Here is a 14,603-nt window from a genome sequence, read left to right on the forward strand (position 1 = left end):
CGGGCTGGAATGGGGGTGGGACGGTCTTTGCCGGGCCGTCCCACGAACGTGTGGCCGCGGTGCTTGCAGTGGCAACGTTCCGGGCAGTCCGCCCGCATGAACGATGCACCAACGAACCTGTGGGAAGAGGGACTTGGCGATCTCCTCCTGCGGATCGGGGGCCGTTTCGCCCGAGTGGAGCCCCGGCGCCGGATGCGGGACTACGTTCGTGGGCTCCTTGGCCCTGTGGGCCGCAAGAACGGCTGGCAGCTCGCCGCAATCCACAAGCGCCGTCGCTCGACGCGAGCGATCTCGGCCAGTACGCGGGACGACAAGCCAGGCACGTGGCTCTGCGTTCCCACTGCCGCAAGGGTCGTGGCAGGTCACGACGGACCTGCGAAGGGCGCCTACGAGGCATGAGCCTTTCGTGTCTTGAACATGACGACCATCATGCCCGCCGTCACGACACCCGTCATCCCCTTCCCGGGGTGACCCGTAATCTGCGGCCGGGACACTCAAGGAAACGGACAGATTGATGAGAAGAATCCCTGGACAGAACGCCGAGAAGGGACCAAGTCTGCCCAGGTCAGCGGCCACCCGTCGGACAAGAAGAACGAGAACCTACACCTGGATCACACGACGCCACACGCGAAAAGGGCCCTGCCCCCTAATCTGACAGTGACGAGCTGTTCAGAGAGGGGCAAGGCCATGCCACACGATGCTACCCCGGGCCCATACGCCGACCCCATGGCATTCGGTCAGCGCATGCAGATCCTCCGTACAAAGCGCGGTATGAGTCGCCCGGTTGTGGCCGGCCTGCTGGGCATGTCCCCGTCGTGGGTGAAGCAAGTTGAGACGGGACAGATCCAGATGCCCAAGCTTCCCGTGATCCTGCGTATCGCCGAGCTGCTGCGCGTGCGGGACCTCTCCGATCTGACCGGCGATCAGAGCCAGGCAGTAGACCTGTTCATCGGACCCGGCCACTCCCGGCTGCCCGCTGTCCGGGATGCCGTCAATGCCCTGTCGCTGGACGGAGACCGCAAGGCTCCGTCTGCTGAACACCTGGGGGCCCGGCTCGCGAAAGCGTGGGCAGCGCGACACCAGGCACCCAACCACCGCGAGGTCATCGGCGAGCTGCTGCCCGACCTGATCCGGGACGCGCAACAGGCAGTGCGGCAGGCGGATACGGCCGCGGACCGGCGGGCGGCGCAAGCCGTGCTGTCCGAGGTCTACTCACTGTCGCAGTTCTTCGTGGCGTACCAGCCCGACAGCGCCCTGCTGTGGCGGGTGGCCGAGCGCAGCATGGTCGCAGCGCAGGAGTCCGAGGACCCGCACGCGATCGGCGTCGCCGCCTGGCTGGCAGCGCAGGCGCACCGCGATTCCGGGCCCTCGCATTTCGACGCCGCCGACGCCATGACGACCGACGCCCTCGGCTACCTCGACCGGTTTCTGCCCGACGGCGACGACCGCACCGTTGCCATCGCGGGCGCGTTGCAGTTCGAGGCCGGATACACCGCTGCCCGCCGAGGAGAGAACGGCGCAGCATGGGGGTGGTGGGACAAGGCGCAGGCCACCGCCCGCCGCCTGGCCCCCGGCTACTACCACCCGATCACATCGTTTTCGCAGGCCATCATGGGCGCCCATGCTGTGACGGTGGCGGTGGAGCTGCGGGCCGGCGGGGAGTCGGTGCGGCAGGCCGTTGCGGCGGACGCGACCTCGATCCCGTCCCGGCCGCGGCTGGCCCGGCACCGGATCGAGGAGGCCCGCGCGTACCAGCTCGATGGGCAGGCAGAGACCGCACTCGCCACCCTGGAAAAGGCGCACCAGGCCGCACCGGAGACGATCCGCTACAACGGCTACGCGAGGCGCATCGTGCTGGAGGAGACGGAGTCTCGAGTCCCGGCCCGACGACAGCGCGCTGCTGTGCTCGCCGAGCAACTCGGGCTCCTCGCCGCGTAGCTCGAACCCCTGAACGAGGGGCAGGATCCCTGCCCCTCGTTTGCCGTGCCCGCTCGTATCGTCAGGAGACTGTCGACGAGACGATCTGGGGACGCCATGACCGTGAGGGATTTACCGCCAGCCGACGAACTCACCGAGCAGCAGCGCCGCGGGTGGCGTTGCGTCTGGTGCCGGTCCCCTCTCACGGTGGGCGCCGACATCGACCTGGGAGAGCAGCGCGCCCGGCCGGCCGACGGGGCTGCGTACTCGTGGTTCCCTCGCGCCTGCGCCGACACCGAGGCGTGCACGAAGCGGGTTGAAAAGCGGGCCGCTGACCCGCTGGAGCGGGGGCACGCCCCACACTGATCTCCCGCCCGTACCCGTGGCCGGCGGTGGTCGGGGGTGCGGGCGGGTCTATGTCTGGACGAGGTCCGCGCCGATCGCGTCTGCGATGGGCCACTCGTTCGCGTGAGGCTGGCACATTGAGCTTTTTCCCACCTCACGTTGACGCGTGATGAAGGACGAGAACAGCCTGGACGATCGCGGTGATTCGGTTTGGTGCTGAAGCGGAGCTTCCGAAGGAGGTGCCAGCCCTCTGTCCGACCCGTTTGAGGGCCGGACAGCCTCGCTGATCGTCAACAGTCTCACGTCGCTCCACGTCACCACGGGCGACGACGCAAGGACCTCCGGCAGGCGGTAGACCGCCGCGCCGGCGGCCCCGCCGGCCGTTGCCGGGGCCGTCGAGCGCGGGTTGTTCGGGCCGGGGCAGCCTGGGCGTGCTGATGACCATGCGCATCCGGCCCCGAGTCCCGGACGCGAGGGGTGAGGCGTCGGCGATGAGAAATGATCAGGAAACGGCTCCTGCCCCTGGCCCAAGATCAACTTCTTCGCTAGCATCCGTTCGCTCTCGATTCACCTGCGGCCGTCGCCGTTGCACTCGCCGGCGGCAGGTGTGACACCGTCAATCCGAGGATGACCAGGATGAAGAAGCACTCCAAGCTCATAGGCGCCGCTGCCGCAGGCATGCTGGCCGTACTCGCGGTGGCCACCCCCGCCTCCGCCTCCACCTACACCGTCACCTACCCCGGCCCCCACGCCGGCGACCTGTGCACCGATGAGCCGAACTACTGTGACGGGTCAGCGTCGTTCGTCCGTGACGGCGACCATCTGCTGGTCTGGGACAACAATGCCGACGGCCACTCGGTGATGGTCATGTACTACCGGTCCGACAACAGCGACACGCAGCTCAAGGACTGGAACCAGTACGGAAAGGGATCCCGGCTCGACATCAACATGAACCTTCCGGAGAACGGTTGGGTCGAGTACCGGGTCTGCCTCGGTGAATACCCCACCCAAACGTACGACATGAACTCGTGTTCGACCTGGCTGCACGAGAGCGCCGCCTGACCCGTCCGCCCGCCGGCCGTGGCGAGCACCGACGGCCGGTCCCTGTGACCGGCCGCCGGTCGCGGTCTGCACCGCCACAAGGTGCTGTCCACCAGCGGGCTGGGGCCGAACCAGGCAGCGCTCTGCCCGCCCTGCGGCAGTCCCGCCGGAGTCTCCACCGCCCAGGCCGCCTCGGCCCGCGCGCCCGGCTCGGAAACCGCTCGGAGCAACGCGGTAGTGTCTCGTGATCTTGTTGGTGTCACCTGAGCGCCGCGCAGCGAGCCGTTCGGTCAGGCACCGCAGGGAGCGACTGGACAGGTCGATCGAGGACGGGTAGACAAGCACGCGAAGCTCATGGTGACTGCGGGCGATCTTGGTCGTGAACCCGTCTACCAGGAGCTTCGTCGTTCCGCAGATCCGTCCAACACGCGGCCAGCGCAGTCAAGTTGAAAAAGGCTCAGTCAGCTTCATGAGAACGCAAGGCTAGGTCTTACCCGGAGCGGGCGAGACTGGCCCGGAAGAACGTCAGCAACGGGGGCGGCATCACGACGGGGGATTCGAGCAGCTCCCACTGACAGCCGGGCACCTTATCGTCGACGCACGCGGCGGCCGCCGGATCCTGTGATCCGGCGGCCGCCGCGGCCGTCCCAGGGGGCGGGGGCCGGTCAGCCGGCCTCCGCGGGCCACCAGTCCGGATGGTCGCGGTACCACTGCACCGTGCTCTCCAGACCGGCGGCGAACTCGATCGCCGGAGTGAAGCCGAGCTTTGTGATCTTGCTGAAGTCGAGCGAATACCTCAGATCGTGGCCCTTGCGGTCGGCGACCTGGTGGATCAGCGACCGGTCGGCGCCGCACAGTTCGACCAGACGCCGGGCGATCGAGGCATTGGTCACCTCGACGCCACTGCCGATGTTGTAGACCTCGCCCGGCTTCCCCTCGGTCAGCACCAGTTGCAGCGCCGCGCAGTGGTCGGCCACGTGCAGCCACTCGCGTACGTTGCGGCCGTCGCCGTACAGCGGCACGGGCTTGCCGCGCAGCAAGTTGGTGATGAACAGCGGGATGAGCTTCTCGGCGTTCTGGTAGGGACCGTAGTTGTTGGAGCAGCGGGTGAGCCGGATGTCCAGGCCGTGCGTGCGCCTGCAGGCCAGCGCGACCAGATCACTGCCCGCCTTGGACGCCGCGTAGGGCGAGTTGGGCTGCAACGGTTCGAGCTCGTCCCACGACCCGATGCCGATGGAGCCGTACACCTCGTCGGTGGACACGCACAGCACGGTCGCCACGTCGTGCCGGGCGCAGCTGTCCAGGAGCTGCTGGGTGCCGACCACGTTCGTCGAGGCGAACGGGACCGCGCCGGCGACCGACCGGTCCACGTGCGACTCGGCCGCGAAGTGCACCACCACGTCGTGCCCGGGCAGCGCCTCCTCCAGGGCGGCCGCGTCGCGGATGTCGCCCTGGACGAAGGTCAGCCGCTCGTGCCCGAGCGGCAGGTTCGCCGTATTGCCCGCATAGGTGAGCAGGTCGAACACGGTGACCTCGGCGTCCTCGTACCCGGCGTACTCGCCGGCGAGCATCGCCCGCACGTACTGCGAGCCGATGAAGCCGGCTCCGCCTGTGACAAATACCTTCACGTCGACCTGTCTCCTCAGCTGACCGGCAGAACCTTCAGTGAGCGGCGGCGGACGCCGTCGCCGGAATCCACGACCGAGGAGATGTGCGAGACGACCCGCTCGTCGGCCGGGTCGGCCGCCGGATCGTCGTGCACCCGGAGGATCTCGTACGTGGTGCTGCGCTGCGCCGGTACGCGGTCGGCGCCGCGGATCAGTTCGAGCAGCTCGGGCAGGTTCGAGCGGTGCTTGGCCCCGGCCGAGGAGACGACGTTCTCCTCCAGCATCACCGAGCCGAGGTCGTCGGCACCGTAGTGCAGGGTCATCTGCCCCATCTCCTTGCCCGTGGTGAGCCACGAGCCCTGGATGTGAGCCACGTTGTCGAGGAAGAGCCGCGCGACGGCGATCACCCGCAGGTACTCCAGCGAGGTCGCCTGCGTGCGCCCGCGCAGTTTGTTGTTCTCCGGCTGGTACGTGTAGGGGATGAAGGCGCGGAAGCCGCCGGTGCGGTCCTGCACGTCGCGGATCATGCTCAGGTGCTCGATGCGCTCGGCGTTGGTCTCGCCGGTGCCCATCAGCATCGTGGTGGTGGACTCCAGGCCGAGGCCGTGCGCGGTCTCCATGATCTCCAGCCAGCGCTCGCCGGACTCCTTCAGCGGGGCGATGGCGGTGCGGGCGCGGGCCGGCAGCAGTTCGGCGCCGGCGCCGGCGAACGAGTCGAGCCCGGCGTCGCGGATCCGGCTGATCGCCTCTTCGACCGGGACGCCGGAGACCTTCGCCATGTGCGCCACCTCGGAGGCGCCCAGCGAGTGGATCACCAGCTCGGGGAAGCGCTCCTTGATGGCGGAGAACATGCTCTCGTAGTACTCGACGCCGTAGTCCGGGTGGTGTCCGCCCTGGAACATGATCTGCGTGCCGCCCAGTTCCACGGTCTCCGCGCAGCGGCGCAGGATGTCGTCGAGGTCCCGGGTCCAGCCGCGCTCCTTGTCCTTGGGCGGAGCGTAGAAGGCACAGAACTTGCAGGCCGTCACACAGACGTTGGTGTAGTTGATGTTCCGTTCGATGATGTACGTCGCCAGGTTCTCCCGGTCGGCGTAACGACGGCGGCGCACGGCGTCGGCTGCCTGGCCGAGTGCGTGCAGCGGTGCGTGGCGGTAGAGCTCCAGTGCCTCGTCGGGTGTGAGGCGGCCTCCGGTGGCGGCGCGGTCCAGAGCAGCGGTGAGATGACTGGTCGGGATGGCCATCGGGCCACCTTTCTGTTTCGGATGGATCGAGGCCTAGTGCGTGCGCCCGGTGTCCAGCAGGTGGATCCCCAGGTCGGTCGCGAAGCCGGCGTCGACTCCGCCGACCCGGCGGGCGAACTCGCGCAGCCCGGCGAGCTGCCGTTCCCCCAGGCCGAAGTCGAGCGCGGACAGGTAGTAGTGCTTCAGCGTCTCGACCTCGAACTCCGCCCAGCGGGCGGCCTTGTGGCAGACCACGTCGATCTCGTCGAGGAAGAGTTCGCGCGAGGCCAGGAATCCGGCGTGCACCTCGCGGACCAGCTCGGGGTGATCGGCGACGAACTCGCGCCGGGCCGCGAACACCGCGAAGACGAACGGCAGTCCGGTCCACTCCCGCCACATCTCGGCCAGGTCGTACACCTGGAATCCGAAGGTGTCGGCCTGCAGGAGCGAGGCGCGCAGCGCCGCGTCGCCGATCACCACGGCCGCCGGGGCGCCCGCCATCATGGTGGGCAGGTCCGGCGGGCAGCTGAAGTACTGCGGCCTTACGCCGACCGATTCGGTGAGCAGCAGTTCTGCCAGGCGCACGGTGGTGCGGCTGGCGGTGGTGCAGGCCAGCGGGACCCCGTCGAGCTCCTCCAGCGGCACCTTGCTGAGCAGCAGACAGGACATCACCGGCCCGTCCGCGCCGACCGCGATGTCGGGGAGGATCACCAGGTCGTCGGCGTGGCGCAGGTACTCCATGACGCTGATCGGGCTGATGTCCAGCTGACCGGCGACGAGGGCGTCGCTGAGGCGCTCCGGCGAGTCCCGGCGCAGATCGAGGTCGAGCAGGCTGCCCGTGCGGGCCAGCCCCCAGAACAACGGCAGACAGTTGAGGAAATCGATGTGGCCGACGCGCGGCCGGCCGATGTCGGCCGACGCCGCGCGCAGGACCGGCCGGTGGCCGGTGGCCGACGTCATCAGTCGTCCGCCGAGTCCGGTCCGAGGACCTCGACGCCGTCGCTGACCCGGCGCACATGGATGCACTCCCCCGGGCATTCCTTCACCGAGTCGGTGACGTCACGCAGGGCAATGGTGGGCACGAGAACCGTGGCACCCGTATCCTGCAGCAGTTCGCCGTCCGCGCTCCTGACGTAGGCGAGCCCGTCGATGTCCAGCTCGAAGACATCGGGCGCGTACTGGCAGCAGATCCCGTCACCCGTGCACAGGTCCTGGTCGATCCAGACCTCGAGAGCATCGCCCCGGAGGTCCTCGTCCCGTACGGTCATCGTGCACACCTGCCGATACTTGTCGTGATGATGGTCATGAGTCAGACCCGCATGGGCTGAGGGGTCTCCCGGATCTCCGGATCCGGGCCGTCGTACTCACGGACGGTCTGATAGAGCGTGTTGCGCTCCACGGGCCGGAACCCGGCGTCGCGGATCAGGTCGAGCAGGCCCTCGCGGGACATCTTGTCCGGGGTTCCGTAGTTGTCCGCGTCATGCGTGATCTTGTACTCGACGACGGAGCCGTCGATGTCGTCGGCGCCGTGATTGAGCGCGAGCGCCGCGGTCTGCAGTCCGTGCATCACCCAGAAGACCTTCACGTGCGGCACGTTGTCGAAGAGCAGCCGCGAGACCGCGAAGGTCTTCAGGGACTCCGTCGGCGTCGCCATCCTCGTCTTGGACATCAGCCGGTTGCGTTCCTTGCCGTCCATCGAGTCATGGAAGTCGTGCTGGTAGCGCAGCGGGATGAAGACCTGGAACCCGCCCGTCTCGTCCTGCAGTTCCCGCAGGCGCAGCACATGGTCGACGCGGTGCCGAGGCTCCTCGATGTGCCCGTAGAGCATCGTGCAGGGAGTCTTGATCCCCTTCTCGTGGGCGAGACGGTGGATGCGCGACCAGTCCTCCCAGTGGGTTTTGTGGTCGACGATCTGCTGCCGGATCTCCCAGTCGAAGATCTCCGCGCCACCACCGGTCAGCGACTCCATGCCCGCGTCGATCAGCTCGTCGAGGATCTCGCTCGCCGGGAGCCCGGAGATGCTCTCGAAGTGGTGGATCTCGGTGGCGGTGAAGGCCTTGACGGCGACCGTCGGCGGCAGCGCTTCCTTCAGCGCCCGGATCGAGCGCGGGTAGTAGCGCCAGGGCAGCGTCGGGTGCAGGCCGTTGACCAGGTGCAGCTCGGTGAGCTGATCGGACTCCATCGCCTTGGCCAGCTTCACGGCCTCCTCGATGCGCATGGTGTACGCGTCCATCTCACCCGGCTTGCGCTGGAATGAGCAGTACGCGCACGAGGCCGTGCACACGTTGGTCATGTTGAGGTGGCGGTTGATGTTGAAGTGAACGACGTTGCCGTTCTTTCGCGTTCGCACCTGGTGCGCCAGCCCGCCGAGCCAGGCGAGGTCGTCGCACTCGTACAGGGCGATGCCGTCCTCCCGGCTGAGACGTTCGCCGGCGGCGACCTTCTGCTCGACCTCGCGTTTGAATCCTGCGTCCACCCGTGCGTCTCCTCAGCGTCAAGTCCGGCATGAGAACGGTCTGCTGGCCCCGCGAACACAACAGCCCCGGGCAGCGCAGCTCCATGCTGGCGGAACCACCGCTAAGAGAATCCCTACAGATCCGATCCAGCTCCCCCACCGCTGTGACCGATTGCCCGTACCGTGAGCTTTCGCAAAGGTTCGGCACCGGACCGAGACACGCGCATCGGCGTAAGGATGAAGACGCATGTCGAATACAGCGACCGCCTCCCCCACCCGGCAGCAAGCCCGCGGACGGATCGTCTACCCCCTGGCCGCCACCGCGGCGGCCGTCATCGTCTGGCTCATAACGCACTCCGCTCTCGACATCGATCTCAAGGCGAAGGCCGCGGGTGGAGACATCCAGGAGATCGGGCTGCCGATGGTCATCGTCGTGACGCTTCTGGTGGGCTTCGCCGCCTGGGGCGTGGTGGCGGTGCTCGACCGCAAGTCGTCGTCCGCCCGCACCCTGTGGACCGTGATCGCGTCGGTCGTGTTCGTGGTGTCCCTCCTCGGCCCGGCCGGCAGCGGCCAGGGCGGCTCGGCCAAGGTCGCACTGCTGTGCATGCACCTCGTCGTGGCCCTGGTACTCATTCCCGGATTCGCCCGCACCGCGCGGAAGGACTGACGCATGGCGAAGACCGCGCTGAGCGTGCACAAGCAGGGTGACACCTACGTCGTCGACGGCCTCGGGTCCCCCTCCGGCGCACTGAAGTTCGGCCGCGGCATGCGCACCGGCACGGTCACCATGGGTGGCCGTGCCCTGCCGATCGCGGCCACCGGACGGCTTCGGACCCGAGTCACCGCCGGCGAGGACGCGATCCTGTGCCTGGACGGGCAGGGGGCGTTCGTGCCGGGGAGCGGGGCGCCGGTCGAGTGGCGTACGTCCCGGCCGCGCCGCGGCCGGTATCACGCGGCCCTCGTCCGCGGCTCCGACCTGATCGACTTCTCCCTGGCCAGATCCGACGGCAAGTCCGTGCAGATCTCGGTCGACGGCCACTGGGACCAGCTCGAACTGATCGCGCTCGCCGGCTCGTTCGCGCTGCTGTCCCGTCGCCGCGGCGACACGTACCTCAAGATGGCCTTCGCCGGCATTGTCAGCCACGGCCCGCACTGAGCCGTGGCGCGATGAGAGCCTCCCTGCCGGACGGAACCGGCCGCCGGTACGACGAGGGCACCGGTCCACGGGTCCTCGTCGTCACCGCGGTCGCCGCGGAACAGAACGCGGTGGCGAGCGCCTTCCGCGACTGCTCCGGCCCGCCCACACCGGTCCTGCTCGCCGCCCGCACCCTGCACCGGGTGACCGCGGGCGGCGTCGGCGTCGACCTGCTGGCCGCCGGTGTGGGGCCCGCCGCTGCCGCCGCCGCGACGGCGGTGGCGCTGACCGCCGCGACGCTCGGGGGGGCCGGGTACGACCTGGTCGTCAGCGCGGGGATCGGTGGCGGCTTCCAGCCCGAGGCGCCGCTCGGTTCGCTCGTCGTGGCGAGCGAACTCGTCGCGGCCGAACTGGGTGCCGAGACGGCCGACGGCTTCGTGCCGGCCACCGAGCTGGGCTTCGGCACCGTCGTGCACCGGCCGGATGCGGCGCTCGTGGCCCGCATCGCCGAGGCGACGCGGGCGCGTACGGGCGCAGTGCTCACCGTCTCCACCGTGACCGGCACCGCCGCGCGCGCCACCGCGCTGCGGGCCCGTCACCCGGGTGCCCTCGCCGAGGCGATGGAGGGGTTCGGCGTTGCCGAGGCCGCTGCCGTGGCCGGCTGCCCGGTCGTGGAACTGCGTGCCGTCTCCAACGCCGTGGGCCCGCGCGACCGGGCCCAGTGGCGCATCGGCGACGCACTGGCCGCCCTCGCCGCCGCCTCCGGCCGGCTCACCTCCGTATTCGAGGATCTGCCGGCCCGGCGATGATCCGAGCGAGTGGGGCCGGTGCTCAGTAGCGGTAGTGGTCGGGCTTGTACGGACCCTCGACCTCGACGCCGATGTACGCGGCCTGCTCGGGACGGAGCGTCGTGAGCTTCACGCCGAGCGCGGCGAGGTGGAGGCGGGCGACCTTCTCGTCGAGGTGCTTGGGCAGCACGTAGACGTCGGTCGGGTACTCCTCGGGCTTGGTGAACAGCTCGATCTGGGCCAGGGTCTGGTCCGCGAACGAGTTGGACATCACGAACGACGGGTGACCGGTGGCGTTGCCCAGGTTCAGCAGGCGGCCCTCGGACAGCACGATGATGACCTTGCCGTCGGGGAACGTCCAGGTGTGGACCTGCGGCTTGACCTCGTCCTTGACGATCCCGTCGATCTTCGCGAGGCCGGCCATGTCGATCTCGTTGTCGAAGTGACCGATGTTCCCGACGATCGCCTGGTGCTTCATCTTGGCCATGTCGGCAGCCATGATGATGTCCTTGTTGCCCGTCGTGGTCACGAAGATGTCGGCCTGCGCGACGACGTCGTCGAGCGTGGCGACCTGGTAGCCGTCCATCGCCGCCTGCAGCGCGCAGATCGGGTCGATCTCCGTGATGATCACCCGGGCGCCCTGGCCGCGCAGGGACTCCGCGCAGCCCTTGCCCACATCGCCGTAGCCGCAGACGACGGCGGTCTTGCCACCGATCAGGACATCGGTGGCGCGGTTGATGCCGTCGATCAGGGAGTGACGGCAGCCGTACTTGTTGTCGAACTTCGACTTGGTGACGGCGTCATTGACGTTGATCGCCGGGAACAGGAGGGTGCCGTCGCGGTGCATCTCGTACAGCCGGTGCACCCCCGTCGTGGTCTCCTCCGTGACACCACGGATCTCCGAGGAGAGGGCGGACCAGTCCAGGGAGCTGTTCTCCAACAGGGCGCGAACAACGGCCAGTTCCTCGTTCTCGGCAGCGGGGAGCACACCCGTCTTCTGATACTCGACGCCCTTGTGGACGAGGAGGGTGGCGTCACCGCCGTCGTCGAGAATCATGTTCGGACCCGTGTGGCCGGGCCAGGTCAGCGCCTGCTCCGTGCACCACCAGTACTCCTCGAGCGACTCGCCCTTCCAGGCGAAGACCGGGATGCCCGCGGCGGCGATCGCCGCCGCGGCGTGGTCCTGGGTGGAGAAGATGTTGCAGGAGACCCAGCGGACTTCTGCGCCCAGGGAGACCAGGGTCTCGATGAGGACGGCCGTCTGCACCGTCATGTGCAGCGAGCCCATGATCCGGGCGCCCGCCAGCGGACGGTCGGCGGCGAACTCCCGGCGGATCGACATCAGGCCGGGCATCTCGTGCTCGGCCAGCGCGATCTCCTTGCGGCCGAACTCGGCGAGGGAGAGATCCGCGACCTTGAAGTCGGTGAAGGCGACGTTCGACTGAGCGGGCATGCGTGCTACTCCTAGGGTTCTGAATCGTCTGGTGTGTACCGCGTCACCGCTCACGGCATGCCGCTGAGCGCCGGTGCGATCTCCTGTACGGCGTCGGCGCCGTAGGCGCGCGAGACCGCGGCGAGCAGGCTGTCGCGGTCGGCGCTGTATGCCTGGGAACCGACGGCGCCCAGGGCGGACGCGGCGGTCACACAGCCGAGCCGGGCCGCCGCCTCCAGTGGCAGCCGTGCGCTCACGGCGGCGAAGAAGCCGGCGCGGAAGGCGTCGCCACCGCCGGTCGGGTCGGTGACGTCCGTGTCGGGCACGGCCGGGACCGTGCGCGTCGGCTCGTGCCTGCTGTCGATCCGGGCGCCGTCGCCGCCCAGGGTGGTGATCCAGGTGTCGACGCGTTCGAGCACCTCCGCGCGGGTCCAGCCGGTGCGTTCGAGCAACAGGGCGGCCTCGTACTCGTTCGTGAGCAGCCACTGGGCACCGGAAACCAGCTCCCGTATCTCGTCGCCGTCGAGGCGAGCGAGCTGCTGGGAGGGGTCGGCGGCGAAGGGAAGGCCGAGCTGGCGGCACTCCGCGGTGTGCCGGAGCATCGCCGCCGGGTCGTTCGGACAGACGAGGACCAGGTCGGGGCGGTCCCAGGCGCCGACCAGCTGCCACAGGTCGATGTCGCGGGCCTCCTGCATGGCACCGGCGTAGAACGCGGCGATCTGGTTGGCGTCCTGGTCGGTGATGCACATGAAGCGGGCGGTCTGCCGCTCGGCGGAGACCCGCACGGCGCCGGTGTCGACACCGTGCTGCTTGAGCCAGACCTCGTACTCGGCGAAGTCGGTGCCCACGGCCCCGACCAGCAGCGGGTCGAGGCCGAGGCTGCCCAGACCGAAGGCGATGTTGGCCGCGACCCCGCCCCGGCGTACTTCGAGCGCGTCGACCAGGAAGGAGAGCGAGACATGGGCGAGCTGGTCGGGGATCAGCTGGTCCGCGAACCGGCCGGGGAAGACCATGAGATGGTCCGTGGCGATGGAGCCTGTCACCGCGATACGCACATGAACTCCTGAACTCCTGTCGGGCGGCCCGGACTCGGGCCGCGGCGAAGACGTTTCCTGAGCGGCCGGTCAGACTCCGGCAGCGGCATTGAGCGCGTCGGCCCGGTCGGTACGTTCCCAGGAGAAGTCCGGCAGTTCCCGCCCGAAGTGGCCGTACGCGGCGGTCTGGGAGTAGATCGGGCGGAGCAGGTCGAGGTCACGGATGATTGCGGCCGGACGCAGGTCGAAGACCTCAGAGACAGCCTTCTCGATCTGTTCCTGGGCCACCGTGCCCGTACCGAAGGTCTCGACGAACAGGCCGACCGGCTCGGCCTTGCCGATCGCGTAGGCGACCTGGACCTCGCAGCGGGCGGCGAGCCCGGCGGCGACGACGTTCTTGGCGACCCAGCGCATCGCGTAGGCGGCGCTGCGGTCCACCTTGGACGGGTCCTTGCCCGAGAAGGCGCCGCCGCCGTGGCGGGCGTAGCCGCCGTATGTGTCAATGATGATCTTGCGCCCCGTGAGGCCGGCGTCACCCATCGGGCCACCGATCTCGAAACGACCGGTCGGGTTCACCAGGAGCCGGTACTCGTCGGTCTCCAGCTTGATGTCGTCCTCGGCAAGTTGAGCGAGGACGGGCTCCACGACGTGGCGGCGGATGTCGGGCACGAGCAGCTCGTCCAGGTCGATTCCGGAAGCGTGCTGCGAGGAGACGACGACGGTGTCCAGGCGGACCGGTCGGCTGCCCTCGTACTCGATGGTGACCTGCGTCTTGCCATCGGGGCGCAGATAGGGGACGGTGCCGTCCTTGCGCACCTCGGTGAGCCGGCGCGACAGGCGGTGGGCCAGCTCGATCGGCAGGGGCATCAGGTTCGGCGTCTCGTCGGTGGCGTACCCGAACATCAGGCCCTGGTCACCCGCGCCCTGCTGGTCGAGCTCGTCGTGCTCCTCGCCTTCGACCCTCCTCTCGTACGCGGTGTCGACGCCCTGCGCGATGTCCGGGGACTGGGCCCCGATGGACACCGAGACGCCGCACGAGGCGCCGTCGAAACCCTTGGCGGAGGAGTCGTAGCCGATCTCGAGGATCTTCTCGCGCACGAGGGTGGGGACATCGGCGTAGGCGCGGGTCGTCACCTCCCCCGCGACGTGGACCTGGCCCGTGGTGATCAGGGTCTCGACGGCGACGCGCGAGGACGGATCCTGTCTCAGCAGTTCGTCGAGGATCGCGTCACTGATCTGGTCAGCGATCTTGTCGGGGTGGCCCTCGGTCACGGACTCCGAGGTGAACAGGCGACGGGACATGGCTCTCCAGAAAGGTGCGTGGTCGGACGGTTGGCGTGCATGGGCTCATCCCGCACGTTCCGCGGCGGCTTGGAGTACTGGAGCAGCCGCCGGTCACCAGAAGGTGCCCACGGCGATCGCGCCTCTCACCGTCGTCCGAAGCACTCGAGAATGGTTCGAAGTGCGCTCGATCCGGCCCAGGGATTCACCGGACCGGACCGGTCCGGAGCTTCCGGACGATCCCGTTCGGCACCAGCCGGTCGCCCTGCCGCGGCCGTCCCGGCACCGGTACGGCAGGAGACCGGACAGCACCTCCTACACTCTGCATCCGGGGGGCTGCGCCAACTC

General features: G+C 68.8%; 13 protein-coding genes and 1 pseudogene. 6 read left to right on the top strand and 8 right to left on the bottom strand.

Features of this window, described 5'->3' with window-relative positions; genetic code table 11:
• Positions 1 to 96: 96 nt before the first annotated feature.
• The 3 genes and pseudogenes from OG878_RS41120 to OG878_RS41130 form a co-directional block, all read left to right on the top strand.
• A pseudogene (locus tag OG878_RS41120) lies at positions 97 to 255 on the top strand (IS701 family transposase); the annotation flags it as partial.
• A gap of 432 nt (positions 256 to 687) precedes the next feature.
• Positions 688 to 1,938: a helix-turn-helix domain-containing protein gene (locus OG878_RS41125; protein WP_328891816.1), complete on the top strand. Its 1,251-nt coding sequence runs from the start codon at positions 688 to 690 to the stop codon at positions 1,936 to 1,938.
• Positions 1,939 to 2,898: 960 nt separating this feature from the next.
• Entirely contained in the window at positions 2,899 to 3,324 is a 426-nt protein-coding gene (locus OG878_RS41130) for a hypothetical protein (protein ID WP_328891817.1), read from the top strand.
• A 644-nt stretch (positions 3,325 to 3,968) separates the two neighbouring features.
• On the opposite strand, the gene rfbB is transcribed toward OG878_RS41130, so the two are convergent.
• The 5 genes from rfbB to mqnE are packed head-to-tail and all read right to left on the bottom strand — an operon-like array spanning position 3,969 to position 8,606.
• Positions 3,969 to 4,931 carry a dTDP-glucose 4,6-dehydratase gene (gene rfbB / locus OG878_RS41135; RefSeq protein WP_328891818.1) on the bottom strand — a complete coding sequence of 321 codons (963 nt, stop codon included), beginning with the start codon at positions 4,929 to 4,931 and terminating at the stop codon, positions 3,969 to 3,971.
• 14 nt (positions 4,932 to 4,945) lie between these two features.
• The gene (gene mqnC, locus OG878_RS41140; RefSeq protein ID WP_328891819.1) at positions 4,946 to 6,151 is read right to left on the bottom strand and encodes a cyclic dehypoxanthinyl futalosine synthase; all 1,206 of its coding nucleotides are present in this window, start codon (positions 6,149 to 6,151) and stop codon (positions 4,946 to 4,948) included.
• A gap of 33 nt (positions 6,152 to 6,184) precedes the next feature.
• Positions 6,185 to 7,090 carry a menaquinone biosynthetic enzyme MqnA/MqnD family protein gene (locus tag OG878_RS41145; RefSeq protein WP_328891820.1) on the bottom strand — a complete coding sequence of 302 codons (906 nt, stop codon included), beginning with the start codon at positions 7,088 to 7,090 and terminating at the stop codon, positions 6,185 to 6,187.
• Positions 7,090 to 7,398: a ferredoxin gene (locus OG878_RS41150; protein WP_328891821.1), complete on the bottom strand. Its 309-nt coding sequence runs from the start codon at positions 7,396 to 7,398 to the stop codon at positions 7,090 to 7,092. Before OG878_RS41150 ends, OG878_RS41145 begins: the two co-directional genes overlap by 1 nt.
• A 41-nt stretch (positions 7,399 to 7,439) precedes the next feature.
• The gene (gene mqnE, locus OG878_RS41155) at positions 7,440 to 8,606 is read right to left on the bottom strand and encodes an aminofutalosine synthase MqnE (protein WP_328891822.1); all 1,167 of its coding nucleotides are present in this window, start codon (positions 8,604 to 8,606) and stop codon (positions 7,440 to 7,442) included.
• A 226-nt stretch (positions 8,607 to 8,832) separates the two neighbouring features.
• Between mqnE and OG878_RS41160 the strand changes: the two genes are divergently transcribed.
• The 3 genes from OG878_RS41160 to OG878_RS41170 are packed head-to-tail and all read left to right on the top strand — an operon-like array spanning position 8,833 to position 10,529.
• Entirely contained in the window at positions 8,833 to 9,252 is a 420-nt protein-coding gene (locus OG878_RS41160) for a DUF6069 family protein (protein ID WP_328891823.1), read from the top strand.
• Positions 9,253 to 9,255: 3 nt separating this feature from the next.
• Positions 9,256 to 9,741: a hypothetical protein gene (locus OG878_RS41165; RefSeq protein ID WP_328891824.1), complete on the top strand. Its 486-nt coding sequence runs from the start codon at positions 9,256 to 9,258 to the stop codon at positions 9,739 to 9,741.
• Positions 9,742 to 9,752: 11 nt separating this feature from the next.
• On the top strand, positions 9,753 to 10,529 hold the full coding sequence (locus OG878_RS41170) for a futalosine hydrolase (protein ID WP_328891825.1): 777 nt from the start codon (positions 9,753 to 9,755) through the stop codon (positions 10,527 to 10,529).
• A gap of 22 nt (positions 10,530 to 10,551) precedes the next feature.
• Here OG878_RS41170 and ahcY read toward each other — a convergent pair whose 3' ends face one another.
• The 3 genes from ahcY to metK form a co-directional block, all read right to left on the bottom strand.
• Complete coding sequence (ahcY, locus tag OG878_RS41175; protein ID WP_328891826.1) at positions 10,552 to 11,961, bottom strand: adenosylhomocysteinase; 1,410 nt, start codon at positions 11,959 to 11,961, stop codon at positions 10,552 to 10,554.
• A gap of 50 nt (positions 11,962 to 12,011) precedes the next feature.
• A complete protein-coding gene (locus tag OG878_RS41180; protein WP_328891827.1) occupies positions 12,012 to 12,995 on the bottom strand; it encodes a carbohydrate kinase family protein in 984 nt (327 codons plus the stop codon).
• 69 nt (positions 12,996 to 13,064) lie between these two features.
• Complete coding sequence (metK, locus tag OG878_RS41185) at positions 13,065 to 14,276, bottom strand: methionine adenosyltransferase (RefSeq protein ID WP_328891828.1); 1,212 nt, start codon at positions 14,274 to 14,276, stop codon at positions 13,065 to 13,067.
• Between the last annotated feature and the right edge of the window lie 327 nt (positions 14,277 to 14,603).

This window comes from Streptomyces sp. NBC_00316 (genome assembly GCF_036158715.1).
GTDB lineage: Bacteria > Actinomycetota > Actinomycetes > Streptomycetales > Streptomycetaceae > Streptomyces.